The following is a 25,301-nucleotide window of genomic DNA, read 5'->3' on the forward strand; positions in this document are numbered from 1 at the left end:
ACATCGAGTGCTGCGTATTTATTTTGGAGAGCCTACAAGCGAGTCACGGGCATTCACCGGGCATTCAAAAGCAGCCTGAAATTACCCACAGCTCTGGATGGCTCGCAGCGAGAGGTCAGAGTACTGGCGTAAACCTGATTTGGCTGAGCTACCCATCAACTCCACCGTGCGTCGGATAAAAAACGGGTAACGCGAATAATGTGAACGTAGGCGAGGCAGTGCCTTCTACCGCTGCACACGCAGGAGATTAGGCATGGAAACGCTCCGAGGCCCACCCACAGAATGCGTCACATACGTACTCATTCTCGATGATGATTCGACTCTTGCCAGAGTCCTGGGGCTGGCGATGGAAGATTACGGAATCCCCGCCATCGTTCTTGGAAGTGCTGATGATGGACTCGCGTGGATCAATGCAAATCCAAGTCAACTTGCCCTCCTGCTCACTGATATCTCAATGCCAGGAGAAATTGACGGCTTGGAGCTAGCGCGCCAAATTGCGCAGAGATCCCCAAGCATCCCCATTATCATTATGTCAGGTGGCTCCTGGAGTAGAGACTTCCCGGCCTACCGCTTTCTCGACAAGCCATTTGATCTCACGGCACTCATGACCACAGTAAAAGAGGCTCTTGCGCTTCCACACTAAGCGAGTGGATCGCATGGGCGCCTATCCAAGTAGTTTGAGTAGTTCCCCGGGGGGCAGCCGTCTGTTCTGCGCAAGGTCACGACGATACAGCTCTATCACCTGGCTCGCGTAATCCATTGGTTGAATGCCTGCTTGCTTTGCCGCATGGCACAGCTCTGACCAGGCTTTATGCCGAAAGAAAGACCCAGCCTCCTCGCGAGACATCGAAGCAGGAATTAGCAGTCTGATCTGTTCGCGTAAGGAGGGAGTCAGCTCTAGGAAGGCTAGGGTTGCGAGCTCGATCATTTCACGTTCGGTGTCTTTCATGGCTGCTGTCCGGAAGCAAAAATGAAAGTTAAGCGATTGTTTGGGCTGGTCTTCCGCGGTTGCGGCGTCTACAACGACCAGAGCCTTTTCAACATAGCTCAGCATCGGAAAATCATCACCAGCTACGCCGCAGAAGAAGCTATGAGCTGCTACGACAGTCCGCTAGTGGCCGATTGCTGGCCCAGGTGAGAGGCAGCTACCGACTGTGGATTCAACCGGTGAACGCAACACACTGAACCCTGTGTAATCAGGAGGAGTGTTGCAGATGAAGCAAAGGCCTCGGATCTACTACACCGAAAGCCAGAAAGCACTGATGTGGGATCGCTGGAAGGCAGGTGATTCCCTCCAGCAGATTGCCCAGCTGTTCGACCGGAATCATTCCTCGATCCAGCGGATTCTTGCGGAGACAGGCGGTATTCGCCCAGCTACTCGACGACGTTCCAGGTTGGCGCTCACACTAGTTGAGCGCGAGGAGATTTCGAGAGCACTTGCTGTTGGCCAGTCGATTCGGCATATAGCGATGCGCCTGGAACGAGCTCCATCCACCATCAGCCGCGAGATCAGCCGTAACGGTGGTTGTCGAAGCTACCGTGCCAACCAGGCTGAACAGGCGGCTTGGGATAGGGCCCGTCGCCCCAAGCTTTGCAAGCTTGCCCAGTCCCCAAAGTTGGCGCAGCTTGTTGCGGAGAAGCTTCAGATCCAGTGGTCGCCCGAGCAGATCGCTGGATGGTTGAAGCGTACATATCCGGACGTGGCCGACCAAGTGTCACACGAGACCATCTACCGTAGCCTCTTCATTCAGGCCCGCGGCGCATTGAAGAAAGAGTTACTGGAGTATCTGCGCCGTAGCCGTGCGATGCGCCGGTCGCGTCACCACACCCAGAAAACCGACAGCCATGGCCGCATCAGCGATACGCTTTCCATCAGCGAGCGGCCGGCCTGCGTTGAGGATCGTGCGGTACCAGGGCACTGGGAAGGCGATCTGTTGTGCGGCAGTAAGAACAGTCAGATTGCCACGCTGGTTGAGCGCCGCAGCCGCTATGTGATGCTGGTGAAAGTAGATGGAAAGGACACCGAGACAGTGGTGAATGCACTGATCGAGAATGCCCGGCGATTGCCTCAGGAACTCTACCAATCCCTGACCTGGGATCGAGGCAAGGAGATGGCTGCTCACAAGCGCTTCACTCTGGCGACGCATATCCAAGTCTATTTTTGTGATCCACAGAATCCTTGGCAACGCGGGACGAATGAGAACACCAACGGCCTGCTACGGCAGTACTTTCCGAAGGGAACTGATCTCTCGATGTACTCGCAGGACGCGCTGGATAAGGTCGCTCGGCGGTTGAACGAACGACCTAGAAAGACCCTGGGGTACTCGACTCCCGCCGAGTGTTTTAATCAGTCTGTTGCGTCGATCGGTTGAATCCACAACCCAAAGCAGACGCCGGCGTCGTCGCGTTTTGTTTAGGTGGGGCGAGCAATGCAAGGCGAGTGAGTGTCCGCATAAGCCAACTATTCAATGGGCAAATTCAGATCATTGTGCATGGATACCCTTCCCAATCCATCGACCCAAAGCACTAGGTTCGCGCAAGTCCTGAAGCGAAGACTCTATGTGCTCGCCAGTTCTATCCCGTAGAGGATCGAAGAGTATGCGTGGTGTAATGATTCGCAGTCGGGCCTCCAGATTGAGGCCACCACCTAACCCGAAAGAGGCGACTCGGCTGCTTCCAGCGTCAAGGAGAGAATGAAACCCTTTCCTTGCGTCGCTCTTTTAAGCGACCCGCCCAGCCGTTCTGCTAGCAGCTCCGCGGTTCGCAAGAGTGTAATAGAGGTTCTACCGTTTGCTTGCTGATTGGTCACGGTCAGCTGGGTTTCGATCAGGCCTTCGCTGTTGCGCTTGCTATCTATGGTTGCCTCGAAGTCCGGGCGGACCATCTGGATGACTATGGCGAGGAGCTCACGATAGATATCTGTATCGAGCCACACTTGGAGTGAGGTTGGGTTAGTGCAAGCCAAGTCGTTCTCATATTTCTTCAACGCCTTTGCGGTAATCTGCCGAAGGTCGCAGGGGGTTTCGTGCGGGCGGCGCTTACTTTGCGCCACGCTGACTAAGCGGGATAGCCGGGCCATAAGCTGTTCGAGTTCGTCAAGGGCGGCGTTATTGATTCGAAGCCTAGTGCTGGCAAGTACTTCGTTGAGTTCAAGTAAAATCAACTCGAACAACTCGATCCTCGCTTCGCTGGCTAGCCGGGTCTGACAGTGCTCCTTACGCAGGGTCTGCATGGTCTGGGCTTGACGCGTCAGGTCACGGACCCCGCCCACCATGCCGAGCATCTTTCCCTGGTCGTCCCGATAAGGCATGCCCCACAGGTGCAGCACTCTTTCCACACCGCGGACGCTGGTCGTGTGCTCCAGGCTGCACGGTTGCTCTGCCGCCACCAGTTCGGCGTACCTGGCCTCGAAGCGCTGGCGCTGCTCGGGGTCGAACCAAACCGCGCCCTGGATATCCTGTCCCGCGACTTCCTCGGCAGCGACCTGGTAGAACTCCAGGAACGCTCGATTGCACAGCAGCAACCGCCCGTCCCGATCGCGCAGAAACATCGGGTGCCCGACGGCATCGAGCATGGCCTGCAGCCTGTCGATGTGGGCGCGCCATTGTTGCGGTACGTCGAGGGTGACGTAACCGTCGTCGATGGAGGATCGGCCAAGCCCGTGACGCCTCGCCACCTCCACGAGCTCCAGCCGCGACGTCAGACGGAGCTTTTCCTGCAGATGGCTTTTATGGGTGCTCACGGTCTTGAAGCTGATGGAGAGGATGTCCGCGATCGCCTGGTTGGATTTGCCTTCGCCTATCAACTGCAGCACTGACAGCTCGCGCGGCGAAAGCACGGACAGCTCATCGCCCTCCGCGGCGGCATGCGACAGGGCAGGGTAGTGATTGCGCCCGTTGAGCACGCTACGAATGGAAGAGCGGAGCACGTCCAGGTCTTCGCCCTTGCTCACGAAACCGTTCACCCCGGCCTTCAGGCACAGGGGGGCGAAGTGCTCGGCATTCAGGGCGGTGTAGACCAGCAGACGGCTGCTCGGGCTGTGAGCCTTGATGCGGTCGATCAGGTCCAGACCGCTCTTGCCGGGCATCGACAGCCCGAGGATGACCAGGTCGGGGGGCGTCTGGCGAATCCGCTGCAGGCCGACCTGGCCATCGCCGACGCTATCGATGACCTCATGGCCCATCTGCCCCAGCTCGATCCGCAGGTATTCGCGGATGGCCGGCAATGCTTCCAGGAGAATGACCCTGGCCATGTGCGCCTCCTTCGTACCCGACACACATAGCCTAGACGAAATCCGAATCCGACAAGCTCCGATGCTTCGATAAGGCAGCTCCGACAGACCCCCGGCCCAGTGCGGCGAAGACTGATGGCAGTTCCATTCTGATGGAGGTCATCATGAAAACGCACCGTTCCTCTCTTTTCCTCGAACGCATGAGGAAGAACCGCCTGGCCCATGCCATCGGCATGGCCATGGCAGCCATTTTCTCGCTGAAAGTCGCCGAGGCGGAGGCCGAGGACACCGTGGTCGTCCCGGAGTCCGAAGACCAGCAGCAGCCATCCGCCGCTGCTCTCGACATCGGCCCGCAAACCCTGCCAGTTCATGCGCAGGTCCGGCTTCTTGCCAGCGACTGGTCCGGCATACCTTACAAGCTCGACCAATCGCACACCGGGGTTGCCGATGCAGGGAAGCACTATTCGGCCAGTACCGGCACCGGAACCCTCGGTGAAGGCTATGTCATGTTCATCGCCAAGGACGGTGGTACCTGGGACATCGAGGATGAGACTCTCGACGGCGGAATCAGCTCGAAAACTGCGGTGGCGCTGGATGGCGGGGTTATCAACATCAGCTCGTCGCGGCTGACCACGACCAATCAGCAGACTGGTTGGGACGATCGCTCTTCAGTGCTCCTTGCTGCCGGGGAGAACAGCCAGATCAACGGGCGTGAGCTGGATATCTCGAGTTCAACCGGGCTGAAGGGAACGGCTGTACATGCAATCGATGGCGGCAGAATCACTCTCGAGAACTCCGAGCTCACCAATGATATCGGCATTACCGCTGAAGGCGCCGGAGCTACCGTGACCCTGGAGGGCTCCATTGCCGGCGGCGCCTGGCTCCAGGGCGGGGGCAAACTCGAAGCGCGCAGCTCCACTCTCAACGATACCGTCTTCGTCCTCGACGGCAGCCAGTTGGAAATATCCGGCTCGAACGTAATCGCCACCGACAAGTCGGGCAGCGGTCTCATCCAGGTCAATTCTGCAGGTCAGGTGGCTGACGTCAGCATCAGCAATTCGACTCTCGACAATGCCGACAAGGGCAATCAGATAGTGGAAGTCACCGGCACAGCGAACGTCGCCATCGACGGCAGCAGATTATTCGGCACCGATACGGGCGTTGCTGCACTGCTGAGTCCGATGTTCGGCAACAGCGACACGCAACAGAACATCAGCTTGAGCGGCTCGGAGCTGGAGGTGAACCAGGCGGATCCTACGGGCAGCAACATGATTCGAGGTTTGGTCCTAGGGGGAACCCGACCGGACGACGAGCTGAGCCATCTGAAGGTCGACTTGGTGGATAGCTCTGTACAGGTCAGTACCTTGAAAGGCGCCCAGAACGATCCGCAAGCCAGCGGACTGGCCATTTATGGTAGCGGAGTCGACGTGAAGCTGGAAGGAAGCCGGGTGCAGGCCCAGGGAGCGGACTCTCACGAGGCCACCGGGGCCGAACTCTACTCATCCAGCGCGCATATATCGCTGACGCAAGGCAGCCAGCTCAGCGGCAGCACCCATGGTGTTCGTGCCACCGGTAATTCGAACGATGGCGCACGCGCGCAAATGAGCCTCGGTGATTCCAGCAACGTAACGGGGGTCAGTGGGGACGCCATTCAAGTAAGCGATCTTGCGCAACTCGACGTGGTGGTTACTGGGCGCAGCACGCTGAGCGCAGGCTCGGGGAACATCATCAACGCGCAAAGTCAGGCCAGCGTTGATCTCACGGTGACGGATAGCACGATCCAGGGCGACATCATCAGCGACCGGGCAACCGAGTTGCGCGATTACTCGCAGTGGAATGGGACCGTTTGGGAGAACAAGTCGGACCTTGCCACTACCCGCGCCGACGTCACCCTGCAGAACAACGCCCAATGGACCGGCACCGCCACCAATGTCGACGATGTGAGCCTGGACGCAACCAGCCAATGGCAGATGACCGGCGACTCCAATGTCGGGCAACTGGCGACCCAGGGCACCGTCGCGTTCCAGCCCGGTAATGCCTACAAGACCCTGACCGTCGAAGGCGATCTCAGCGGGCAGGGCCATTTCGCCATGAACACCGACATCGCCGGACGCCAGGGCGACCTGCTGGTGGTGCAGGGCACCGCCAGCGGCGACCACCAGCTGGCCATCGAGGACAGCGGCAAGCAGCCCGATCACCTGGATGCCCTCAAGGTGGTGGACACCCAGGGCGGGCCGGCCAGCTTCAACCTCAAGGGCGGCCATGTCGACGCGGGCGCCTACCGCTACAACCTGACCCAGAGTGCGGACGACTGGTACCTGGCCTACCACGACATCGTGCCGACCGATCCCGTCGATCCGCTGGTGCCGGGCGATCCCAATGACCCGGCCGACCCAGTCGATCCGGTGAACCCCGGCGATCCGACTCAGCCTGTCGATCCGGTGCATCCCGCATTTCCCGATCCGCGTCCGCAGGATCTGTCCAAGGGCGCCAATGCGGCCCTCGGCATGCAGAGTGCTACCAGCCAGCTGTTCAACGCCGAGATGGACAGCCTCAACCAGCGCCTTGGCGATATTCGCGGCGAGAAAGGCGAGGGCGGTCTCTGGGTTCGTGGGCTGGGCAAACGGCTGGAAGTCGACAGCGGCAAGAGCCGTGAATTCGACCAGGACATCCAGGGCGTACAGATCGGCGCCGACAAGGCCATTCCGCTGGCCAGTGGGAAACTGCACGTCGGCGGCATGGTCGGCGCAAGCAAGGCCGACATGGACTTCGGTGAAGGCGCCAAGGGCAAGGTGGACGCCACCAGCGTAGGCGCCTATGGCACGTACCTGAACGAGAACGGCTGGTATGTCGATGGCGTTGCAAAGATCCAGAACTTCGACGCCGACGTGAAGATGCCCAACAACCTGGGCCATTCGGTCAAGGGCGACTACTCGGGCAAGGGCGTGGGCGTGAGTGTCGAGGCCGGCAAGCACATCAAGCTGGAGAACGGCTGGTTCGTCGAGCCGCAGGCGCAGCTCAGCGCATCGCGCGTGGATGGCCCCGACTACAAGTCCAGCGACGGCATGAAGGTCGACGGCGACGCCATGGATAGCCTGCAGGGGCGGGTAGGGGCGCGTTTCGGTAAGTTCATTCCGCTGGAACAGGGCCGCAGCCTGCAGCCCTTCGTGAAGATCAACCAGATCCACGAATTCAAGGGCAAGGCCGACGTGGAGATCAACGACGCGGTCACCCTCGACAACGCGCTGCCGGGTTCGCGGACCGAGCTTGGCGTCGGCGCCCAGCTGAACCTCGGCGAGAAGCACAAGGTGTACGTCGAGGCCGAAGCGGCCAAGGGCGACAAGGTCGAGCAGCCCGTGGGCGTCAACATCGGCTACCGCTACGACTGGTAGGTCCCGTCGCCTCCATCCGGCCAGGCCCACCCTGGCATTCGAATCTCTCGACAACCCGGGCAGCCCGAGCTGCCCATCGAGGTGAGCCATGCCCAACAGGAACTTCCAGATGCTACGCGCCATCCGCAGCGCTTCGTTCAACGACGACCTTGCAGCCGAACTGCTACTTGAGCTCGCCCGCCTGGCACCCGATGCGCAACTGGCGCTGCGGGTCCTGCGGATGGTCCGGCAGATGCAGGAAGACTCGCGCGCACTCGAACACATCCATGCTGCCATAGCCGGCGGCCAAGTATCGCTTTGCCTCGTCGCTGCCCAGCACCCGACCCCAACTGCTCCGTCTGATTCCTCCGCCACAGGAGGTGGCTGCCATGTCCCACTCGTTTCCCTGCAAAGCGCCTGGCCTGTTGGCGCTGACGCTGTTGCCGCTGGCCGTCCAGGCCGCCCCGCTGAGATCAACCTTGGCATCGATCACCAGACCAGCGAGAAGAAGACCTTCACCGTCTCCGCCAGCTACCGCGAAGCCTTCGATGGCGACAGCCACGGCTACGACGTGATGGTGGGGTACAAGTACCTGTTCTAGAGATGGAGCGGTAGCCGTCAATCTGGTGGTTTGCCGGCTACAGGTTTCTGCTCTGGTAGCTAAATGTCTGCTTCTGGCCGATTGCTGCCCCTGACGAGAGGCTGCTACCGACCCGACGCGGACCTTCTAGCAAGGTGCGGAGACAGTGTCTTGAAGAGACTACTTTTTCGGGTACGAGAACGAATAGGAGTTGCAGGCATCCCCCACGCTTTTCCACGTTTTGAAATCGGTAATGATGTTCTGGGTATTGAATGTCAGTTCCAGACGGCACTCTTTACCGTAATTCTCCTGATAGGAGTGCGGGGTAACCATCACGCTTCCCGCAGTCGGGCCGGCCGACAATTCGTTATAGCCCTGAGTACGGGTGAACTGTTCAGCATAAATCCAGCGGGCGACCGAATTGTTCTGGCCGTCTTTCACAACATCGGTGGGCTTGCCGAAAGTATCGACGGCTTCCTGTAAAGGGCGTCCTTCCCAATCGCCCGCATCAATAATGTCCGGGATGCTTTGGAAATAGTGGGCGCACCCTGAGAGCAAGGTAAGGCTGCAGCCGAGCGTGCTGATAAGCAGAATCGATTTTGCAGACATGAGCGATCCTTCGTCAGTTATGGTTTTTCAGGTGGTACGTCGTGGAGTCTACCGAGTCCCTGCTATGCAGGTAACCTGCCTTGACAGAGCGCTCCTGAAGTCGACCTGGCCTCGTCCTTCCCGTCTACATTCGAAAAAAGTCCTCTGCAGGTTACAACCAGGCGCTGAACGATCAGCGCCGGTGACGTCCGCTTCTGGCCGTTCTCTGCCCGTCGCCTCTTCGGCGTGTACAGGCCAGGTCGGATGCAAACGGTGGTCAGTACGAATGCAATTGACTGGTCAGCGGCAATGCAATTAGGTGGTCAAGTGCGATGCAATTACGCAGTTAAAGGCCCGATCAGAGATAGCGCGCGGTGGTGCAGAGTTTGAGCTTACGAGACGGGCGACATCTCGGAGGTTAACGACATGTGTATCGGGAGGGGGCGAGCCGCGAAGGTAGGTAGCAGTAGCGACTGGTGAGGATAGTCACGAAAGAGATAAATGCTTTACGTCTGGCCCCCGGAGAGGAGGGAAGAGCCCTCCACTACGTTTACTTGGCCGGGCGTTCGAGCGAGGGCGGCATTTAGCTTTGCAGCCACGACTCGACAGTGTCGTTACCGAATTCGGCCTTCCAGGATTTCAGGGTCTTATGATTACCGCCCTTGGTCTCAACGACCTCACCGGTATGCGGGTTTTTGTAGACCTTCACAGTCCGCTGACGGCGACCAGGGCGTGCAGCGCGGGTGATGACGGTGCGCGCCGAATCAGGATCCAGGATTGCCACGATATCGCGCAGCGATTTGGCGTGCTCTGCCATCAGCTTCTTGAGCTTCTCCTCGAACTCGATTTCCCGCTGGAGAGCGGAGCTCTTCTTCAGGGAGTCCAGATGGGCCAGTTGTTCCGCGAGGGCTTTCTCGGCCGCACGGAATTCTGCAAGTTTGGACATTGACATAACCTCGAGAAGAAAAATTATCTGGAACAATGTATCGGAAGTGGAGCGATACTTCCATAAAGCCGATTGAATCGTCGCCAAGTATTACGGGACGTACAGCTGAGCGTGGTCAACTTCTTCCATTACAAAAAGAAGAGGCCCCTTTTAGGGGCCTCGCTGCCTTAGCTTGCGGCGATGTTGAGCGGAATAAATCGCCGCCAGTTACGTTTTTGTACCTTGGCCATGCCGCGTCGCGACATAGGGGCAGAATGACCCTTGGAGGGTGCTTGTTGCTCCTGCAGCTTCAGGTAATTGCGGTAGTGAATATGCTCGAGGGAAAGACCATGATCCATACGATCCAACTCGTCCTTGAGTACCTCCAGCGGATAGCCACGTCCGTACTGTCCGGTCACGGAGCGATCGGTATGTCCGACCAGAGCTTTGGCAATCGCCATGTCCAATTTCTGTGCGCGGAATTGGGCAATGAATGTGTGGCGCAGTCCATGGAAGGTTCGGCCTTGCCCCTCTAATCCACAGGCCTCAATGTAGCCGCCAAAGTTGGTGCCATTCCCTAGGAACCATCGGCTGGCGCTGGCGCCTGGCAATTTATTGCGAACAGGGGTGAGTCCGTCAAACAGCATCGCATGGCGATCCGCGCCGACCTCACGGCTGCGCATTTCCACAAATTCCAGGAAACCTGCTTCCAAGACGCGGTGATGAATGGGGACGTCGCGCTCACTGCTGGTGTTTTTCAAGCGTTTTCCGAGTTGCTCGGTGTTCAGCGAGAGGTACCAGATCCCCGCGTCCTGACGTACGTCGCCGACGCGCAGTTGGCAGAGTTCATTGAGACGGGCGCCTTGATAGGCCCCCAACAAGGGCAGCCAGAACTTGAAGGCGTGCAATTGCCAGCGCGGCAGACTGTTCAGGGTATACACCGGCCCGGTGAGGAGTAGCCGCAGTTGTTCTCGGCTGTAACTCCGATTGCTGCGTCCAGCCTGGGGGGCCTTGTAATGCACTAACTGCGCAGGACTTTGCTCCAGCAGCCCTTGGTCGACGGCGTAGTCGAGGGTTGACTTGAACAGCGCAAAATAGCGTTTGAGCGTGCGCGGGTGGATGGGGGTATAGCCACCCTCCGCGATGATTTCGCCGAGCGGTTTCTGCCGCAGGCCCGGTGTCTTGTTCCGCGATTTCGGATACAGCCGCAGGGCGTCGCGTACCCGTACGGCTTCCTGGCGAGTGATCTGTTCGATGGCAACACCAGGGCCAACGATTTCGACCAGTGCATCGAGACGGGCCAGGTTCTGGATACGGGTATCGGCATTCGTCCAGGTCTGGCTGATCTCATGATGTTTCTTAAAACGCTCGACCAGCGTGACGTAGCGAATCCCGCCGGGCGATGGTGCGGTAAATACGCCGGCGTCCCTCAATGCGCGATTGAGGGCCACGGCTTGTGTCTCGGGCAGTAGGCCGGACAGGGCCTGGAGCACCGACTGCGTCTGTGCGGGCAGGGCGGCCTGAGGCGAACTGGGCGCTGGCAGCTCTGGCAGGCTGTCCGGCTTCGGCAGTCCCGCCAGGTACTTCTCCAACAGGTCGTGAATTTGCTGGAGGAGTTGTAACAACGATGCGGTGTCGATTTCCTCCTGCCTGAGGAAGGCTGTCAGGAGGCTGAGCAAATCCGGTGCCGCCACGGCAAACAGCAGGTTGGCCAGGACCCAGTCGGTGGTCTGGAGCAGCAGTTGGAGCGCGCCTCCCTCCGGTACATGCGGGGCGCCGAGCTTCTGGACATCGACATACAGCACATAAACGCCCGTTTCCAACTGGCGAATCTGCATCAGCTCGGCGTGCGGCTGCGCGAGGTATTGGAGGCTGGGCAGGGATTCCAGCGCGCTCAAGCTGATCGGCAGACGCTGTTCTAACAGTGACACTTCCCGCGGCTTGGCCGCGAAACGGATGAATTGCTCCCACGCCAGGGTGCGGGTGAGCAGCGGATGCAGCACATGCAGATAGCCGTCACGTTTCCAGCCTTTCAGACGCTCCAGGGCCTCCAGCAGGAATGCGGCTTTCCAGCGTGCCGCAGCGAGATCGTGAGTGCCAAGGGGAATGTCATAGCGAGCGAAGGGGAGCATGTCCAGGTGCTTCGCGTAGCCGTTGTCGCGCAGGACGAAGCTGTACTCGCCCTGGGCATCGGTGAGGAGGACGGTGGATGCCGCCTCCTGATCGGCGAGGCGTTCGTAACCGAGCTCCAACGGCTCTTTCGCCAACGCGTTGGGAGTGATCAGGCTACCCAGCGGCACGCGCATGTCCTGCATCACGCGCTGATGCTGCAGGTACATCTGACCCAGCGACTGCAGCAGGTAGTCCGCGCCGAGGCGACGCTCGGTGATCAGGTGCAGCAGATCGTCGAACGCCTCGTTGAGTTGGCGTGCGATGTCGCGGGCGATTTCAAGGTGCTGGCCGAGCGGCCAACGGATCTGTTTGGGCAGGCGTTCGTCCGTGAGCAGGGCCTTGGGCAGGCTACGAACGTACTGGAAACCGCGATCGCGGGTGAAGAGCACATGAGGGGTGTGGGGGGGACGCTGTGACATGGGACAGTCCTCGAAATGGTTGATTTCGTGACTGACCTAATTTGCGTTCCCACCATTTCTGTCCTGAAAGCCCCGTGCTAGAGCGGTTTCAGGGTGTGATATGGAGCGGGCGAAGGGAATCGAACCCTCGTCATGAGCTTGGGAAGCTCAGGTAATGCCATTATACGACGCCCGCTTGGGGGTGCCTTTTTACCAGAAGGGCGGGGCTTAGTGAAGCCTTGGCAGGCGAGCTGCTTGGGTGGCGCCGCTTCTGTTACGAATTCTGCGCAATGAATGACCGGGGGCGGAAGGTCTGGGGCCGGCCCCCGGCTGTGTGCGCTGCCTGCATCAGCCCACCATGGCAGCGATGGGCACGCCGTGGCTGCTGGGCAGGTAGGGATTGGTCAGGACCGGGTGGCGCTGCGGCTGTAGGAAGCTCAGGAGGGCGTCCTGGGTTTCCTGCCAGGCCTTCTTGTGCTCCACGTCGATGAAGTGACCGGCGTTGCGGATGGTGCGGAACTCGCAGTCGCGGATCAGTTGCTGGAACAGCTTGGCCTCGGCCGGCGTGGTGTAGATATCCAGCTCGCCGTTCATGAACAGCAGCGGGATATCGATGGCCGCGAACTTCTCCATGTAGCTCTCCGCGCTGAGCTTGAGCACCTGGCAGATGTGGAAGTGCATCTGCTGGTACTCGTGCTCGTCGAGGCCGCTGACGTGGCGGAAGTTGTAGCGCTTGAACAACTGGGGCAGGTACTGGCCGATGGTGTCGTTCACCAGGTTGCCGACGTTGGTGCGATCGCAGGCGGACAGGTAGTCCAGGCCGCGGTGCAGGTAGTCGAGCATCGAGGCGTTGAGCAGCGGCGAGAAGGAGTTGATCACGGCCTTCTGGATCCGCGCCGGGCGTTCGGCCAGGGCCAGCAAAGTGGCGACACCGCCCCAGGAGAAGGACATCACCACGTCGGCGCGGTAGTGCTCGATCAGGCCGAGCAGCAACTGCGCCTCGTATTCCTTGGTGATGAACTCGCGGCAGTCGTTATGGGCCCTGGACCGGCCGGCGTACGGCTGGTCGTAGCAGACGACATTGAAGTGCGGTTGCAGGTATTTCACCGTTTGCGCGAAGGAGGCGGTGGTCGCCAGCGAGCCGTTGACCAGGATGATGGTCTGGCGCGCTTCCCTGTTGGCGTGGAACTCCGTGTGTACCCGATGTTGCTGAATCTCGACGACGGCGGTTTCCGGCCTCATGTCGTATTCCTCCAGACGCAGGTCATGGTGCGCATCCACCATCGGATGCGAAGAAAGTACCCAGGCAGAGGAAAGCGTCTTGACGTGACAGCTTCATGTCACTCGACGAAAGTTAACAAATTCTTGATTTTCAATGGCTTACGGCATCAAAAGACGACGCGCCGGAACCCGTGAAGGTGCGGACAGAGGCTTCTGATCAGGCGGGGGAAGGTGCGGCTTGCGGAACAGCTGCCGCGAAATCATTGTTGGTTGCGTTGCGTGACTCGCTGGTCACGCTTGAGCCAGAGTTAAGCAGCACGGTTCAGGCCGCGCAACCGCCGCCGGGCGATTGAGTCACATCGGTGGCGCAGATTCCGACGAAATGACATTTGTCCGTGCGATTGTCCGGCGCTTTGGTGAAGCCGGATTACACTCTTGTGATAGCTGTAACGCCCCCTGCCGAAGACGAGCGATCTCGCCGTGCTCCCCCTGAGGCCGATACCGCGTGCGGAGCGGGTCAATGGCACTTCATCGAAGAGTCGTCGTACTGCTGGTTCTGGTCCCGGCCGCATGGCTGTGTGCGGAAGCCATGGCCGAGGATCGCTACGGCTGCGAGCAACCGATCAGTGTCGCATTCACCCGCAACGTGGTGTTTTTCCATGACGACGTCGGCATCGACCCGGACCTGATCGCCGAACTGGGCAAGCGCACCGGCTGCCAGTTCGAGACCTCCGTGCGTCCGCGCGACGAAATCTGGAGCACGCTGGAAAGCGGCGACCTGCAGATGGGCACCAGTGGAGTCGCGACTCCGCAGCGGCGCACCTACACCTATCTGCTGCCCTACCTGTACGTGCGCAACAAGCTCATCGTGCGCGACGACCTGGGCGAGATGAACAGCCTGGAGGCCTTCCACGACATGCCCGGCGCGCGGATCGGTGTCATCGCCGGCTACCGCCATGGGGCCTTCATCGACGGCATGTTGCGCATCCTGCGCGCCGAGGGTCGAGTGGTGGAATACAAGGAGGACGCTGCGCGTTTCAGTGCACTGCTCAATGGCGATGTGGAAGCGGTGATCGGCCACGAGATGAATCTTTCCGGATCGGTCGCCGACCGTCGTCAACGGGAGCGCTTTCGTGTGGTAGATGTGATGCCCGGGCCGGCGACGCCCCACAACCTGATGCTCTCGCGCAAGCGCTTCACGCCGGCGCAGAGCGCCGAGTGGATGCGCCTGCTGGAAACGTTGTGGCTGGACGGAACCCTGGCCCGGATCATGCGTAAAAATGCACCGCCGCAAGTGGCGGAAGGACTGCTCGACAGCGGATATCGCTACAGCTCCACGGACAGAGGCTGGTAAAGGATGAAGGCATTCGAACGGGGTATTCCGCTGCAACTGCTGGTGGCCGGAGCCATCATTGCCAGCATGCTGGTGCTGGCGGGGGCGTTGCTGATCCAGGGATACCGTGGTGTGGAGGGCGCACTGGTCACGGCGGCCGGGGAATCGGCCAGCCAGTTGGGCGCGACCATCAACGAGCGGATTCGCCGCCTGATCGATCCGGCGGAAAGCGCGCTGCGCCTGCTGACCCACGACCCCATCTCGCAGACCGACAACCTGCCGGCGCGCCTGGATCGCCTGCCGATGCTGGTGGAGAACCTGCGCGCCAACCGCACCCTGAGCGCGGTGTACATCGGCTACCCGAACGGCGAGTTCCTGCTGATCCGTGCGCTGCGCGTGCCGGAGGTGCGCCAGACCCTGCAGGCGCCGGACGCAGCCAAATACCTGGTGCAGAGCCAGACCCTCAATGGCCAGGGCGGGCTGCTCGGCGAATGGCGCTTCTACGACAGCGAACTGCGCCTGCTGCGCGTGCAGGAGCGGCCGGACTACAACTACGACCCACGGCAGCGCCCCTGGTACAACGAGGCGCGGCTCACCAGCAAGACGGTGCTGACCCAGCCCTATGTGTTCTTCACGACCCGCGAGATCGGCCTGACCCTGGCGCACCGCAGCGTCGACGGCGCGGCGGTGATCGGCATGGATGCCTCGGTCAACGACCTGGGCGGCGAGATGGGCGACCTGCGCCAGACCGCCAACACGGAACTGGCGGTGGTGGACGGCAAGGGCACGGTGATCGCCTATCCGGATCTGTCCCGGCTGATGGTTCACGAAGGCAAGGAGCTGCGCCTGGCTACCCTGCCCGAGTTGAAGGTGCCGGCCTTGAGCGAGCTCAACGCCGAGAAGGTGCCCTCCGGTACGCCCCTGGCTTATCAGGTCAAGGGCGAAAACTGGTACGGCATCTGGGTGCCGCTGTCGAACTTCACCAGCAACGAGGTGAAGGTGCTGATCGCCATCCCTGCCGTGGAGCTGCTGGCTGGCGCACGTCAGCTGCTGTTCAGCCAGGCGTTGTGGAGCGGCACCTTGCTGCTGGTCCTGCTGCTGATCGGCTGGTACATCGGCCGGCGCATCGCTCGCCCGCTGACTGCGCTGGCTGACCAGGTCGGCGCGCTGGCGGCGTTCGACTTCGCCCGGCCGGTTGGGGTGGCGTCGAAGATCGCGGAGGTTCGCGACCTCAGCAGCGTGATGGGCAGCATGTCGCGCACCATCCACAACTTCCAGGCGATCACTCTGACCCTGAGCCGCGAAACGCGTCTGGAGAGCATGCTCGAGGGCGTGCTCTCGCGCCTGGTAGAGGCAACCGGCGTGCTGGGCGGGGCGGTCTACCTGCTGGAGGACGAGGAGTGTCGCCTGCGCCTGGCCTGTTCGGTGCATGGCGAGCAGTACCCGCAGTCCATGCTGATCGAGGGCTTCACCGAGGCGGAGCTGGCCGAGCGGGTAGACCTGGCGCTGGCCAATCGCGGGCAATACCTGGAGGTCTCCCTGCGCAACCGTTCGGACGAGCTGCTGGGCATCCTGGTCCTGCAACTGGCCCAGGAGGGCGTGCACAGTCGCCAGCCGCGCAAACCGTTCAAGCGCTTCGTCGAGGAACTCTCCGGCGCCGCCGCCGTGGCCATCGAGACCCGCCAGTTGATCGAAGCCCAGCAGCGCCTGCTGGACGCCATCATCAAGTTGCTCGCCGACGCCATCGACGCCAAGAGCCCCTACACCGGCGGTCACTGCGAGCGTGTGCCGCAACTGGCCGACCTGCTGCTGCAGAAGGTCATCGACTCGCGGGATGGCGAGTACGCCGGCTTCACCATGAGCGACGCCGAGCGCTACGAGTTCCAGATCGCAGCGTGGCTGCACGATTGCGGCAAGATCACCAGCCCCGAGTATGTGGTGGACAAGGCGACCAAGCTGGAGACCCTCTATAACCGCCTGCACGAGGTGCGCACGCGCTTCGAGGTGATCTGGCGCGACATCGAGCTGGACTACTGGCGCGGTATCGCCGAGGGCAACGACATCGGCCTGCTCGCCGCCCGCCGCGACGCACTGCATGAATCGCTGCGCGACGACTACGCCTTCGTCGCCCAGGCCAACGTCGGTGGCGAGTTCATGAAGGACGAGGACATCGAGCGCCTCAAGCAGATCGGTGAACGCCGCTGGTTGCGCTATTTCGACGATCGCCTGGGCATCTCTCACGACGAAGCCGAGCGCCTGCAGGGGCGCCCCGAGCGGACGCTGCCGGCGGAGGAGTTCCTGCTGGCCGACAAGGCCGAGCATCGCGTGATGTGGGGCGAGCGCAAGCCGCCGGTGACCAAGGACGACCCGCGCAATATCTGGGGCTTCGACATGCGCCTGCCGCCCTATGCGAGCAACTACGGCGAGCTGTACAACCTGGGCATTCGCCGCGGCACGCTGAACGACGAGGAGCGCTTCAAGATCAACGAGCACATCGTCCAGACCCTGATGATGCTCACCACCCTGCCGCTGCCGCGCAACCTGCGCCGCGTGCCGACCATCGCCGCCAACCACCACGAGAAGATGGATGGCACCGGTTATCCGCGCAGACTCTCCCGCGAGCAGATGAGCATTCCGGAACGGGTGATGGCGATTGCCGATATCTTCGAGGCGCTGACTGCTGCAGACCGCCCCTACAAGGCACCGAAGACGCTCTCCGAGTCGCTGAAGATTCTCGCCTTCATGGCCCGCGACCAGCACATCGACGCCGACCTGTTCCGCCTGTTCATCAGCCAGGGCGTGTACAAGGAATACGGCGACCGCTTCCTCAACCCCGAGCAGATGGATGCCGTGGACGTGCGGGCGATCCTGGAAATCCTCGATGGGGTGAAGGCCTAGTCCCGGTCTGTAGACCCTGAAACGCAAACCGCCGGCATCAGCCGGCGGTTTGCGTTTGGCGATATCGATCAGCGCTTGGCGAGGTTGGTGGCGTAGCGGTTGATCTGCGGGTTCTTCGCCACGGTGCAGCTTTGCCCGGCGAGGAACTGCGAGGTCTTCAGGTATTGCTGCTGCGGGTAGTAGGCGAACACGTAACTGCCGTTCTTCACCGTATCGATCAGCTTCTGCGCCACTTGCGGACGCACCGCCGGGCAACCCAGGCTGCGGCCGAGGCGACCGAGGCCGGGGACGACCTTGGGATCGGCATAGGCGGCGGCGTGCATGACGATGGCGCGCTCTTCGCTGTTGTCGTTGAAGCCCGGCTCCAGGCCCAACAGGCGCAGGGAGCGGCCGTGCTTGCCGCTGTAGGTCTGGCCGGTCTGGTAGAGGCCGATGGACGACTGGTTGCTCTCCGGACGATTGGAGAAGGCGGTGGCCATGTCGTCGCCACTCTTCTTGCCATGGGCGACCCACTCTTCGAAGAGCAGCTTGCGCTGCTTCAGGTCGAAGACCCAGAGGCGCTTGTCGCGGGACGGCTTGGAGTAGTCGATCACCGTCAGCAGTTGGTTCTGTCCGCCGAGCTGGGTGCTGGCGCATTGCAGCGCGCTGAGTGCCAGGCGCAGGGTTTCGGTGTTGGTCGCCGGGGCGAGGCGGTGCAGTTCCTCGGCCGTGGGCAGGGCAGCAGCGGATGCAACCTGCCAGCTACCGATCGCAAAGAGCGCGGTACTGGCGAGCGAAATCCGGAAGAACCCCCGTAACTTCAAGAAAGTCAGCATGAATACAACATTCCCGTTGAATCGATATGGTTTTTTCTGGGAAACGCCGCATTGTGCGCGATTTTTGATCAACGATGTGGTTGTTATTTGATCAAGTATGGTTCCGCCCGTCGGTAATTACGAACTTTCCCACACGAAAAAACGCCGGGCAGCGTTGATTTCCGGGAAGGCGGGCAGGTTGAGCTCACCGCGGACAGGCGCCTTGACTCCTTGTGTTTCGAGATTCTTCGGCTGCTTGCACGACCGGCTTGAGGCCGTCTGTCCGTCGGTGAGGGCTGGCAGTGTGGCTGCGATGGGCGTTGGGGTGTGCAGGGGATCGATGATGACGCTGTAGGGGAAATCCTGAGCGCGCCGGCGCCGCTCCGGATCAAGGTCCTACTGCACGCTCTGGTTCTTGACCGGCTTCTGTTCTGCCTTGCGGTCGTTGGTGGTGATCACGGTGAAGTCCGGGTTGCTGCGCATGTCGCGGGTGGATGGCAGGTCGGTGATCACCAGGGTGCTGCCCACGTCCATGCTGGCCAGCAGGTTGCGCAGGAACTCGCGGTCGAGGCTGAACTTGCCCAACTGTTCGGCAGGCGTCAGGCCGCGTTGCGGATCGCTGACCTGCACACTGGTCCAGCGCAGGTTCGGGCTCTCGCTGTCGATCTCGGCCTGGGAGGGCTTCTCCATGAGCGAGAAGGCGGCGACGCCGGTCCGTTCCTCCGGGTGCTCGAAGGCCACCGGCGCGGTGCCGACCTGCAGGCCGCCACGGTACACATAGAGGCGGCGGTCGGCGCGGCTGACCAGCACGGAGACCGGGCCCTTTTCCGCACCCGGATCGCTCCAGAACGGCACCACCATGCCGCTGTCGTCGTGCGGGCCGGCGGCGCGGCCGTCACTGACGATGGGGGCGAGCAGACCGGGGTGGTAGACCTCCACGGGCGAGCTCTTGGCGTCGGAGATGATCACCGTGGTGGAGGTGAAGCCGGTGACTTCATAGAGCTTCTTGGCGAAGGCCATGGGCAGGCGGATGCAGCCGTGGGAGGCCGGGTAGCCGGGCAGGTTGCCGGCGTGCAGGGCGATGCCGTCCCAGGTCAGGCGCTGCATGTAGGGCATGGGCGCGCTGTTGTAGAGATCGGAGTGGTACTCGACCTTCTTCTGCAGGATGGAGAACACGCCGGTGGGGGTTTCCTTGCCTTTTTTGCCGGTGCTGACGGTGGCCACGCCGATGGCGATGCCGTTGCGGTACACATAGGCGCGCTGCTCGGTGAGGCTGACCACCAGGGTGACCGGCCCCGCCGGGGAAATCTCCGGGTACCAGAGGAACTGGCCGGGCTTGAGTGTCTTCAGCGCAGCCTGCAGATCCGAGAGCGGCGAGGGCTTGCCCGGATTGGCAAAGGCGACGCTGGCGCTCAGGGCGATCAGCAGGGCAACCGACAGTTTCTTCATCACCTTTCCTTGGGACACGGACATGCCAGGGAGCTTAGCCAAGCGGCAGCGCCGGCTGCAAACTGCCGGGCTGAACGGTTTGACTGCGGATTCCAGGCGTGTGGCGGCTGCGCCGCCGCGGTAGCGGCGCCGAGGGGGTCAGCCCAGTTCGGCGATTTCCTGCGCGGTCAGCGCGCGGTACTCGCCTGGCTGCAGGACCGGGTCGAGCTGGAGGCTGCCCATGCGCTCGCGGTGCAGGCGGATCACCTTATTCTGGAAGTGGCCGAACATGCGCTTGACCTGGTGGTAGCGGCCTTCGTGCAGGGTCAGGCGTGCGGCGCGGGGGCCGAGGATTTCCAGCTGGGCGGGCAGGGTGGTGAGGTCTTCGAAGGCGAAGTACAGGCCCCGTTCGAAGGTCTCTATGTAGCGCGCCTCGATCAGGTCTTCGGTCTCGACGTAGTAGACCTTGGGCAGCTTGCGCCCTGGCAACGTCATGCGCCGCGACCACTGTCCGTCGTTGGTGATCAGCAGCAGCCCGGTGGTGTTGTAGTCCAGCCGGCCGCCGATGTGCAGATCGTCCTTGTCCGGCTCGTCCAGCAGGTCGAGCACGGTGCGGTGTTCGGCATCGCGGGTGGCGCTCACGCAGCCGGCGGGCTTGTGCAGCATGAAATAGCGCGCCGGTTTGCCGGCCTGCAGAAGCTGTTCGTCCAGCGCCACGCGGGAAAATTCCCGCACCTCGTGGCGGCCGTCGCGCACCACCTGGCCATCGACGCGCAGACGGCCTTCGGCGAGCAGCTGGCGGGCCTGCTGGCGGTTCAGGTGGGGCAGGTTGGCGATGAATCGGTCCAGACGCATCAGGCGTTCTCGTCGTCCTTCAGCCCGGCGGCGCAGCGCGGACACAGGCAGGCAAGGTCGACCAACTCGGGTGGGATGCGCTCCAGCGCGTTGCGGTCGATGCGCGTGCTGAAACACCAGCACGGCTGGCCCTCCAGTGCCGGGTCGGCCTGGGTGCAACGATTGGACTGGCCGCAGAGCGGACAGCGGCTGGGATCGGGCGTGACGTCGTTCATGGCCGGTCAGGGCTGGACATAGCGGTGAGGCGGACGCACAGGGTGCAGCGCCGACCCGCATCGCGCAAGCGGATTCGGATCGGCGCGGCGAGTGCCGGTCAGGGGATTTCGATACGTACGATCCAGGGCTCCAGGCGACGGCCGAAGGCGACATCGGCGACGAAGGGCTGAGGCAGGCCGTCCGCTGTCCGGTGCGGCTGCGCCGTGATCTTGTCCAGGCGCTCGCGCCACTGGTAGGGCACGTTGATGCTGTCGGAGCCGATGCCGCTGGCCGTGCCGCCCAATGTCCAGATGTGCTGGTAGTAGTTGGAAATGGGATGCACACGACCCGGAATGATCAGGTAGCGCTGGCGATCAGGGTATTGGGCGCGAAGGGCCTGGAGATCCAGACCGACATCCTTGAGCAGCAGGCGTGTGTCGGTTTTCTCTTCGCTGTCCAGCTCCCGGCGGATGAAGTCGCGCTCATCCGCCAGGCGCGCATTCTGCGGGGCGGCGTCGGCGGCGAGGCGGGCTTCGTCGAGGCGCTTGCGCGTCAGTTGGACTTCGCGCTCGTACAGCGGGCCGTCCAGTTCCAGTACCAGCAGGGCGTTGCGCGACTGTTGGCGGCCGAAGTGCCGGGCGCTCTCGTCGTCCACTTGCGCGGGCATGCTGAAGCCGAGGCGCGCCATCTTCTGCGCGTCGATGGCCGGTTGCCAGCCGCGGTTGTGTCGCGTGTCTTCATCCCGCGTGGGGGTACGCCAGCGCAGGCGCAGGCTCAGTCCGCTGTTCTCGTTGTGCCAGGTGGTGTTGCGGATCAGCTCGCGCTGGCTGAGGGGCAACGTGCTGTCGGGATCGGCCGAACGGTTCCAGGCGACGCCGCCCAGGGCCACGGCGTTGACCAGCAGGATCAGGCCGACGCCGCCGACCAGGGCATGGGTGCGCGTCCAGTTCATGACGAGGCTCCTCCCAGCAGGCCGTGGGCGCGGCGCAAGCGGCGCAGCACCAGCAGGATCAGTACTGCGCACAGGCCCAGCACGAGGAAGAACAGGTACTTGGGCATGACCTCCCACCACCAGTCGAAGAACTTGGTGTAGAGGAAGATCACGAAGAAGGTCAGCCCGGTGTTCACCACGTCCGGCCATTCGCGGCGCGCACCCAGCCAGATGACCAGCGCCGAGGCGACGAAGCCGAGTACCTGGTAGAGGTTCTCCACCGTGGCGAAGCCCAGCGGCAGGTAGCTGCTGCCGCCCCAGTTGGCCAGCACCAGCATCGGCAGGAACAGCCCGAGCAGGCCGAATATCCGGTAGATCGCGGCAAAGCCGTCGAAGCGGTTCTGCGCAATGAACGAGGGAACAAGGAAGATCAGCAGCGCGGCGGGGAAGAAGTTCTCCGGGCGCTCGCCCACATCCAGCCAGTAGACGCCACTCCAGGTGCCGACCCGCGCGGCGACGTAGCCCATCACGCAGATCAGCGCGGCGGCCAGCAGCAGGCGGGTGTTGCAGGTGTAGGCGAGCAGCAGGGCGTAGGCGGCCCAGGGCAGCAGCGCCTTGTCCGAGGGCGTGATGTTGAAGATCTGTCCGATCATCACGACGTTCAGCACCAGGCAGGCGAAGGCCAGCATGGCGCCGAGCTTGGCGAAGTAGCCGGAGGCGTCGCGGCGTTGCAGGAAGAGCGTCAGCAACAGGCTGATCAGGGCGGCGGCGATGAGCGTGAGCACCTGGGCGGTTTCCGCGAACAGCCCCCAGAACTGGTAGAACAGGAAGAACAGGCTGGCAGCCAGGGCCAGTGCACCCAGGAACGAGGCGATGCGCATGCCCAGGGAAAGGCGATGGTCCTGGCTGTCGCGATCGATGTCGAAGCGGGCGCGGTAGTCGGCGAGCAGGCGTTGCTGATGATCGTGCAGGCGATTGCGCTGGGTGGTGTCGAGGACGAGCGCGCCTTCGTCGTGCAGGCGGCGCAGCTCGCGGTCGAAGGCCAGGATATCGTCGACGCGGTGCTGCGCCTGCTGGTGGCTGAGATCGGGCATGACCGGTCCTTGCGGCGGGTGATGCTTGAACTCTAGCTGTCGGCGGGGCGGGGTTCCATGGTTGGCGTCGCAGTGCGTATGACGCATGGCGTCATACGCCAACAGCGAGCGTTGCTCGGTTCACCCACGACTGGCGAGCCAGGCCCGCCAGCCGCCGAAACGGCTGATGTCCTCGGCGCCGTCCAGGCCCCAGGGATCGCAGATGAAACCGGTCTCCCAACTGCCATCCTCCAGTTGCACCTTGCCCAGGCCCAGCGGCGCCGGGATGCCCGTAAGGAAGGAGCCCAGCTCGGCGCTGGGCAGTTCCCAGACTTCTACTTCGATGGCCACGCCACCTTCGGCCACACGCAGCATGCCGGGGCGCAGCGGTGGGCCGCCGGCGAGGGCGTAGAGCTTGTAGGCCGGGGCGCTGCGGGTGGCATGCAACAGGCGCGCGCCGCGCTGGCGCAGCTGCCCGTTCAGCGCCAGGCCGTCGAGGTGCGCGCCGCACACCACCAGGCGCGCGCGGTCGTTGCGTGCGGCGTTGGTGGAGGCAGCGGGGGCGATGGCATTGCCGCCGGCGAGCGGCAGGTTGTGCCGGCGCTGCAGGGCGTCGGCGACGCCGAGCAGGTACTGGTCGGTGAAGGCGCGGCCGAACAGCGTCACGCCCCAGGGCAGGCCGTTGTCCATGAGGGCGCTGGGTACGGCGACGGCGGTGTAGTCCAGCAGGTTCATGAAGTTGGTGTAGTAGCCCAGGTCGGAATTGCGCTTCACCGGTTCGGCGTGCAGCTCGTCCAGCGTCACCGGGCGGCCGATGGTCGGGGTCAGCACGCAGTCGAGGTCGGCGAGGATCGCGTCGCACTGTGCCTTGAGCTCCTGCAGCCGGTACTGCGCCCGGAACGCCTGCACGGCGGTCGCACCTGGAGCTTTTGCCAGCACATCGCGGATCACCGGCAGGACGGCGAGCGGGTCGTGCTCGATCAGCTCGCCCGCCACGCTGTAGCGCTCGGCGACCCAGGGCCCTTCGTAGAGCAGGCGCGCGGCCTCGAGGAAGGGCGCGAAGTCGATCTCCCGCGCCTCGCCGCCCAGTGCCTTGAGCTGGTCAAGGGCGTCGGTGAACAGCACCGGGCCTTCGTGGCAGCCAAAGAATTCCAGCTGCTCGGCGCGCGGCACGCCGAAGCGGAACGGCCTGGGCGCACCGAACGCGCTGGCGTCGTTCCAGGCCGGATTGGCGCGGCTGTAGCCGTCCTGCGGATCGAGCCGGGCGGTGAGGGCCAGCAACTCGCTGGCCTCGGCGGCGCTGGCGGTGAAGTAGGTGATGCAGTCGAGCGTGCGGCAGGCCGGCACCAGGCCATGGTTGGACAGCAGCCCCTTGCTCGGCTTGAGCCCCAGCAGGCCGTTGAGCGCTGCCGGTACGCGGCCGGAGCCGGCGGTGTCGGTGCCCAGGGCGAAGCTCGCCACACCCAGCGCCACGCTCAGCGACGAACCGGCGCTGGAGCCGCCTGACGGGTACTCCGGCAGCACGCTGTTGCGGCATTCACCGTAGGGCGAGCGGGTGCCGTTGAGGCCGGTGGCGAACTGGTCGAGGTTGGTTTTGCCCAGCGGGATGGCGCCCAGGTCGATCAGTTGCCGCACCAGGGTCGCGGACGATTCCGGCGTGTAGGCGAAGGCCGGGCAGGCAGCGGTGGTGGGGATGCCGGCGAGGTCGATGTTGTCCTTGATGGCGAAGGGGATGCCGTAGAGCGGCAGCGCTTCGGGAGACTTCCCGTCCAGCGCGGCGAGGTAGGGCTCCAGTTCCTCCAGGCTCAGCAGGTGGATGAACAGGTGGTAGTCCGGGTTCAGCGCGGCGGCCTTGTCGCGCAGCTCGGCGATCAACTGGCGTGGCGTGGCGCGGCCTTCGCGGTAGGCGGCGCGCAGGGTGGCGAGGCGGAGGTCGAAGGTGGTGGGCATGATTGGAGGTCCTTTGATCCTGTCAATTCTTCACTCGGATTGCCCTCACCCGAGCCCTCTCCCGGAGGGAGAGGGGGCAGAGCAGTCCGGCGCGGTGTCTGTTTCCAAGCACGACCCACCCGTCGGTGTGTCGTGGTTTCGGGTTCCTGTGCTGGGCGGATACCCTCTCTCCGGCCCTGGCTACGCGCCCCGCTCCGAAGGGAGAGGGGGAAGAGCGGTTCGGCGCGGGGTTGAGTTCAATCCACAGGCTTGGCCGTGGTTTCAGGATGAATCGGTTGCTGCGCCCTGCTCCGAACGGCTCCCTCTCCCGCTTGCGGGAGAGGGTTGGGGAGAGGGGCTCTCTGCAGTCGACTACATC

At 62.6% G+C, this 25,301-nt stretch carries 19 protein-coding genes and 1 tRNA gene; 6 read left to right on the plus strand and 14 right to left on the minus strand.

What is annotated here, in order from left to right:
* The first annotated feature begins 253 nt into the window (after positions 1-253).
* The gene (locus AC1ZV1_RS06905) at positions 254-643 is read left to right on the plus strand and encodes a response regulator (RefSeq protein WP_416773985.1); all 390 of its coding nucleotides are present in this window, start codon (positions 254-256) and stop codon (positions 641-643) included.
* Positions 644-664: 21 nt separating this feature from the next.
* Here AC1ZV1_RS06905 and AC1ZV1_RS06910 read toward each other — a convergent pair whose 3' ends face one another.
* On the minus strand, positions 665-1,054 hold the full coding sequence (locus AC1ZV1_RS06910) for a hypothetical protein (protein WP_484296043.1): 390 nt from the start codon (positions 1,052-1,054) through the stop codon (positions 665-667).
* 160 nt (positions 1,055-1,214) lie between these two features.
* Here AC1ZV1_RS06910 and AC1ZV1_RS06915 point away from each other — a divergent pair, with 160 nt between their 5' ends.
* Positions 1,215-2,372, plus strand: a complete 1,158-nt coding sequence (locus AC1ZV1_RS06915) for an IS30 family transposase (protein ID WP_484297517.1) — start codon at positions 1,215-1,217, stop codon at positions 2,370-2,372.
* Between the two features lie 275 nt (positions 2,373-2,647).
* On the opposite strand, the gene AC1ZV1_RS06920 is transcribed toward AC1ZV1_RS06915, so the two are convergent.
* A complete protein-coding gene (locus AC1ZV1_RS06920) occupies positions 2,648-4,252 on the minus strand; it encodes a LuxR C-terminal-related transcriptional regulator (protein ID WP_484296044.1) in 1,605 nt (534 codons plus the stop codon).
* Positions 4,253-4,395: 143 nt separating this feature from the next.
* Here AC1ZV1_RS06920 and AC1ZV1_RS06925 point away from each other — a divergent pair, with 143 nt between their 5' ends.
* Both AC1ZV1_RS06925 and AC1ZV1_RS06930 read left to right on the plus strand, forming a co-directional pair.
* Positions 4,396-7,623 carry an autotransporter outer membrane beta-barrel domain-containing protein gene (locus tag AC1ZV1_RS06925; RefSeq protein WP_484296045.1) on the plus strand — a complete coding sequence of 1,076 codons (3,228 nt, stop codon included), beginning with the start codon at positions 4,396-4,398 and terminating at the stop codon, positions 7,621-7,623.
* 88 nt (positions 7,624-7,711) lie between these two features.
* A complete protein-coding gene (locus tag AC1ZV1_RS06930) occupies positions 7,712-8,203 on the plus strand; it encodes a hypothetical protein (RefSeq protein WP_484296046.1) in 492 nt (163 codons plus the stop codon).
* A 159-nt stretch (positions 8,204-8,362) separates the two neighbouring features.
* Here the strand turns inward: AC1ZV1_RS06930 and AC1ZV1_RS06935 are convergent, their stop codons facing one another.
* The 5 genes from AC1ZV1_RS06935 to AC1ZV1_RS06955 all read right to left on the minus strand — a co-directional run bounded on the left by AC1ZV1_RS06935 (position 8,363) and on the right by AC1ZV1_RS06955 (position 13,507).
* Positions 8,363-8,791, minus strand: a complete 429-nt coding sequence (locus AC1ZV1_RS06935; protein ID WP_484296047.1) for a hypothetical protein — start codon at positions 8,789-8,791, stop codon at positions 8,363-8,365.
* 562 nt (positions 8,792-9,353) lie between these two features.
* Complete coding sequence (locus AC1ZV1_RS06940) at positions 9,354-9,716, minus strand: histone-like nucleoid-structuring protein, MvaT/MvaU family (protein WP_484296048.1); 363 nt, start codon at positions 9,714-9,716, stop codon at positions 9,354-9,356.
* A 167-nt stretch (positions 9,717-9,883) separates the two neighbouring features.
* Positions 9,884-12,286, minus strand: a complete 2,403-nt coding sequence (locus tag AC1ZV1_RS06945; RefSeq protein WP_484296049.1) for a site-specific integrase — start codon at positions 12,284-12,286, stop codon at positions 9,884-9,886.
* 101 nt (positions 12,287-12,387) lie between these two features.
* Positions 12,388-12,461: transfer RNA gene (locus tag AC1ZV1_RS06950), tRNA-Gly, on the minus strand.
* Between the two features lie 152 nt (positions 12,462-12,613).
* Entirely contained in the window at positions 12,614-13,507 is an 894-nt protein-coding gene (locus AC1ZV1_RS06955; RefSeq protein WP_484296050.1) for an alpha/beta fold hydrolase, read from the minus strand.
* Positions 13,508-14,006: 499 nt separating this feature from the next.
* Here AC1ZV1_RS06955 and AC1ZV1_RS06960 point away from each other — a divergent pair, with 499 nt between their 5' ends.
* Both AC1ZV1_RS06960 and AC1ZV1_RS06965 read left to right on the plus strand, forming a co-directional pair.
* Positions 14,007-14,840, plus strand: a complete 834-nt coding sequence (locus AC1ZV1_RS06960) for a substrate-binding periplasmic protein (protein ID WP_484296051.1) — start codon at positions 14,007-14,009, stop codon at positions 14,838-14,840.
* Positions 14,841-14,843: 3 nt separating this feature from the next.
* Positions 14,844-17,717: an HD domain-containing phosphohydrolase gene (locus AC1ZV1_RS06965; RefSeq protein WP_484296052.1), complete on the plus strand. Its 2,874-nt coding sequence runs from the start codon at positions 14,844-14,846 to the stop codon at positions 17,715-17,717.
* Positions 17,718-17,785: 68 nt separating this feature from the next.
* Here AC1ZV1_RS06965 and AC1ZV1_RS06970 read toward each other — a convergent pair whose 3' ends face one another.
* The 7 genes from AC1ZV1_RS06970 to atzF form a co-directional block, all read right to left on the minus strand.
* Positions 17,786-18,532 (minus strand): murein L,D-transpeptidase catalytic domain family protein, encoded by a 747-nt coding sequence (locus tag AC1ZV1_RS06970; RefSeq protein ID WP_484296053.1) that lies wholly within the window; start codon positions 18,530-18,532, stop codon positions 17,786-17,788.
* Between the two features lie 375 nt (positions 18,533-18,907).
* A complete protein-coding gene (locus AC1ZV1_RS06975) occupies positions 18,908-19,960 on the minus strand; it encodes a L,D-transpeptidase (protein ID WP_484296054.1) in 1,053 nt (350 codons plus the stop codon).
* Between the two features lie 138 nt (positions 19,961-20,098).
* Positions 20,099-20,794, minus strand: a complete 696-nt coding sequence (locus tag AC1ZV1_RS06980) for a pseudouridine synthase (protein ID WP_484296055.1) — start codon at positions 20,792-20,794, stop codon at positions 20,099-20,101.
* Positions 20,794-21,009, minus strand: a complete 216-nt coding sequence (locus tag AC1ZV1_RS06985; protein ID WP_484296056.1) for a cysteine-rich CWC family protein — start codon at positions 21,007-21,009, stop codon at positions 20,794-20,796. Before AC1ZV1_RS06985 ends, AC1ZV1_RS06980 begins: the two co-directional genes overlap by 1 nt.
* Before the next feature lie 98 nt (positions 21,010-21,107).
* The gene (locus tag AC1ZV1_RS06990; protein WP_484296057.1) at positions 21,108-21,941 is read right to left on the minus strand and encodes a DUF4824 family protein; all 834 of its coding nucleotides are present in this window, start codon (positions 21,939-21,941) and stop codon (positions 21,108-21,110) included.
* Entirely contained in the window at positions 21,938-23,014 is a 1,077-nt protein-coding gene (locus AC1ZV1_RS06995; RefSeq protein ID WP_484296058.1) for a DUF2157 domain-containing protein, read from the minus strand. The genes AC1ZV1_RS06990 and AC1ZV1_RS06995 overlap by 4 nt, the downstream gene beginning before the upstream one ends.
* 120 nt (positions 23,015-23,134) lie before the next feature.
* Positions 23,135-24,943 carry an allophanate hydrolase gene (atzF, locus tag AC1ZV1_RS07000; protein WP_484296059.1) on the minus strand — a complete coding sequence of 603 codons (1,809 nt, stop codon included), beginning with the start codon at positions 24,941-24,943 and terminating at the stop codon, positions 23,135-23,137.
* Positions 24,944-25,301: the final 358 nt, after the last annotated feature.

It is taken from the genome of Pseudomonas sp. BB438 (assembly GCF_057180225.1).

Coding starts and splice junctions, on each gene's coding strand:
- AC1ZV1_RS06905 (WP_416773985.1), top strand. CDS start 254: ATGGAAACGCTCCGAGGCCCACCCACAGAATGCGTCACATACGTACTC.
- AC1ZV1_RS06910 (WP_484296043.1), bottom strand. CDS start 1,054: ATGCTGAGCTATGTTGAAAAGGCTCTGGTCGTTGTAGACGCCGCAACC.
- AC1ZV1_RS06915 (WP_484297517.1), top strand. CDS start 1,215: ATGAAGCAAAGGCCTCGGATCTACTACACCGAAAGCCAGAAAGCACTG.
- AC1ZV1_RS06920 (WP_484296044.1), bottom strand. CDS start 4,252: ATGGCCAGGGTCATTCTCCTGGAAGCATTGCCGGCCATCCGCGAATAC.
- AC1ZV1_RS06925 (WP_484296045.1), top strand. CDS start 4,396: ATGAAAACGCACCGTTCCTCTCTTTTCCTCGAACGCATGAGGAAGAAC.
- AC1ZV1_RS06930 (WP_484296046.1), top strand. CDS start 7,712: ATGCCCAACAGGAACTTCCAGATGCTACGCGCCATCCGCAGCGCTTCG.
- AC1ZV1_RS06935 (WP_484296047.1), bottom strand. CDS start 8,791: ATGTCTGCAAAATCGATTCTGCTTATCAGCACGCTCGGCTGCAGCCTT.
- AC1ZV1_RS06940 (WP_484296048.1), bottom strand. CDS start 9,716: ATGTCCAAACTTGCAGAATTCCGTGCGGCCGAGAAAGCCCTCGCGGAA.
- AC1ZV1_RS06945 (WP_484296049.1), bottom strand. CDS start 12,286: ATGTCACAGCGTCCCCCCCACACCCCTCATGTGCTCTTCACCCGCGAT.
- AC1ZV1_RS06955 (WP_484296050.1), bottom strand. CDS start 13,507: ATGAGGCCGGAAACCGCCGTCGTCGAGATTCAGCAACATCGGGTACAC.
- AC1ZV1_RS06960 (WP_484296051.1), top strand. CDS start 14,007: ATGGCACTTCATCGAAGAGTCGTCGTACTGCTGGTTCTGGTCCCGGCC.
- AC1ZV1_RS06965 (WP_484296052.1), top strand. CDS start 14,844: ATGAAGGCATTCGAACGGGGTATTCCGCTGCAACTGCTGGTGGCCGGA.
- AC1ZV1_RS06970 (WP_484296053.1), bottom strand. CDS start 18,532: ATGCTGACTTTCTTGAAGTTACGGGGGTTCTTCCGGATTTCGCTCGCC.
- AC1ZV1_RS06975 (WP_484296054.1), bottom strand. CDS start 19,960: ATGAAGAAACTGTCGGTTGCCCTGCTGATCGCCCTGAGCGCCAGCGTC.
- AC1ZV1_RS06980 (WP_484296055.1), bottom strand. CDS start 20,794: ATGCGTCTGGACCGATTCATCGCCAACCTGCCCCACCTGAACCGCCAG.
- AC1ZV1_RS06985 (WP_484296056.1), bottom strand. CDS start 21,009: ATGAACGACGTCACGCCCGATCCCAGCCGCTGTCCGCTCTGCGGCCAG.
- AC1ZV1_RS06990 (WP_484296057.1), bottom strand. CDS start 21,941: ATGAACTGGACGCGCACCCATGCCCTGGTCGGCGGCGTCGGCCTGATC.
- AC1ZV1_RS06995 (WP_484296058.1), bottom strand. CDS start 23,014: ATGCCCGATCTCAGCCACCAGCAGGCGCAGCACCGCGTCGACGATATC.
- atzF (WP_484296059.1), bottom strand. CDS start 24,943: ATGCCCACCACCTTCGACCTCCGCCTCGCCACCCTGCGCGCCGCCTAC.